This window comes from Flavobacterium labens, assembly GCF_048286755.1.
Lineage (GTDB): Bacteria > Bacteroidota > Bacteroidia > Flavobacteriales > Flavobacteriaceae > Flavobacterium.
The window spans coordinates 1-2,248 of record NZ_JBLVPL010000015.1 but is presented as its reverse complement, the minus strand read 5'-3'; the positions used below and the strand labels follow the sequence as shown (position 1 = coordinate 2,248).

Here is a 2,248-nt window from a genome sequence, read left to right as displayed (position 1 = left end):
GTTCCTAATTTGAGATTTCCAGGGTTTACTGAGGAGTGGGAAGAGAAAATGTTAGGAGATGTAGCACCGTTACAAAGAGGATTTGATTTACCTGTTGATAATATAAAAAAGGGTCTGTATCCTGTTGTATTCTCAAATGGAATTTTAAAATTTCATAATGCTTTTAAAGTTAAAGGTCCAGGGGTAGTTACTGGGCGTTCAGGCACTATTGGCAAAGTAAATTTTGTTGATAATGATTATTGGCCACACAATACTTCTTTATGGGTAACCGATTTTAAGGGAAACATTCCAAAGTATATTTTTTATTTTTATTCTAAATACAATTTGGAACGTTTTGGAACAGGGTCAGGTGTTCCAACTTTAAACAGAAATGATGTACATATACAAAAGGAATATTTTCCATTACCTGTTGAGCAAGAAAAAATCGCATCATTCCTTTCAGTTTTAGATCAAAGAATCCAAACCCAAAACAAAATAATTGAGGAATTAGATGTATTAAAAAATGTATTTTCCCAAAGAATCTTTTCCCAAGAATTGAGATTTCAAGATAATAACGGTAGCAATTATCCTGATTGGGAAACGAAAAAATTAAAAGAAGTTTGTGATATAAATCCAAAAATCAAAAATATACCCAACTCATTTTATTATATTGACCTAGAAAGTGTAGTAAGTGGACGTTTATTAAAAGAAAATAGAATTTTAAAAGATGAAGCGCCAAGTAGAGCTCAAAGATTTTTAGAGAAGAATGATGTTTTGTTTCAAATGGTTAGACCGTATCAAAAGAATAATCTTTTTTTTAATAAAGACGGAGAATATGTTGCATCTACTGGTTATGCACAAATCAGAACTAAACAAAATTCCCAATTCATTTTTCAATACTTACATAATCAAAGATTCGTTGATAAAGTTATCGAAAGATGTACAGGGACAAGCTATCCAGCTATTAGCTCTACTGACTTAGGAAATATTGAAATAGATTATCCAGGTCTTGCCGAGCAAATCAAGATTGCTGATTTTCTTTTATCTGTCGATAAAAAAAATGATATTGAAACTAAACTTTTGAAAAAACTAGAAGAACAGAAAAAGTTTTTGTTACAGCAAATGTTTATATAGAAAGTTATATAAACATTTGCTGTAAAAGATATTTCTTTTGCATTTCAAGTTGATTTAAAATTGCTTTTTCGGTTTGAATTTTTTGGTCTATTTTGAATAAAAAAGTTGCAATTTGATTTTGTTCTTCTACTGATGGAATCTCCATACTAATTTTCTCAATAGTAGTTTTGGATAAGCTTGGTACTCCTGATGCCTCATTATATTCCAGCCAATTAATTGTTTTAAAAAGATGAAATATGAATTTTGGTGTACAAGATTGAAATGAGTGTGTATAAAATAAAGTATCAACAGTCCAAATTTTTCCATTATAATACATAGGCTTATTTATTGTGCCTTTTCTTCCAATACAAACTGTTTCACCATTATAGAGAAATGAATCAACGTGAGTCATTAATCCTCCTGTACCAAATACAGGAATGTTACCTTTTCCCAAATGTTTATAATCTTTTCCACTTCCAATTTTCAGAACATTTCCTATATTTTTAATTTCCCAATTAGGATAATTGCTACCGTTATTAGCTTTAAATCTTATTTGCTGATTAAATATTTTTTTGCTTATACTTTTAATTAAGGTTTGTAAATTCTCAATTATTTTGTTTTGGGTTTGGATTCTTTCGTCAAGCTTAGATAGAAAAGGAGAAATTTTATTCTGCTCTTTTAAAGTTGGTAAATTAAGATTCAATATAGCTAATTGGCTTGAATACAAATGTACTACGGAAATTCCTTGTGCTAAATTTGCTATTTCAATCTTTTTTTTGCTGTTTAAGTAATAGGACAAAAACGCACCATTATTTTGCGTTTTTATTATATTCAAATCTCCTCCTAAGACAACTCCCGATTTTAAAACACATGAAGCAGTCGCAATATCGATCGTTGTCTCTCCAGATGCTGGAATAATAACATCATTTGCTTCACTGAGTACTAATCTTGATACATCGGCATTAGTTCTAGACTTTATTTCATTTATAGTTTCTCCATAATACGTGTATAATTCACCATATCTTATACATTCGTAAGCACCGCCTTCTTCAATATCACTTTTTGAGATTCCTTTCCCTTTTGAAAACGTAGTTACTTCTCCCAACTTCTTCACTTCCCACTCACCCTCAAACCCCGGAAATCTCAAATTAGGAAC

2 protein-coding genes are annotated in these 2,248 nt (G+C 30.4%); one reads left to right on the top strand and one right to left on the bottom strand.

The features are described 5' to 3' along the window. Window positions 1–1,113: restriction endonuclease subunit S (locus ACNQF8_RS15270; protein ID WP_417953923.1), on the top strand; the 1,113-nt coding region annotated here is incomplete at its 5' end. Between the two features lie 4 nt (window positions 1,114–1,117). Here ACNQF8_RS15270 and ACNQF8_RS15265 read toward each other — a convergent pair. Next, the coding region (locus ACNQF8_RS15265; protein ID WP_417953922.1) for a restriction endonuclease subunit S at window positions 1,118–2,248 on the bottom strand (1,131 nt) is incomplete at its 5' end.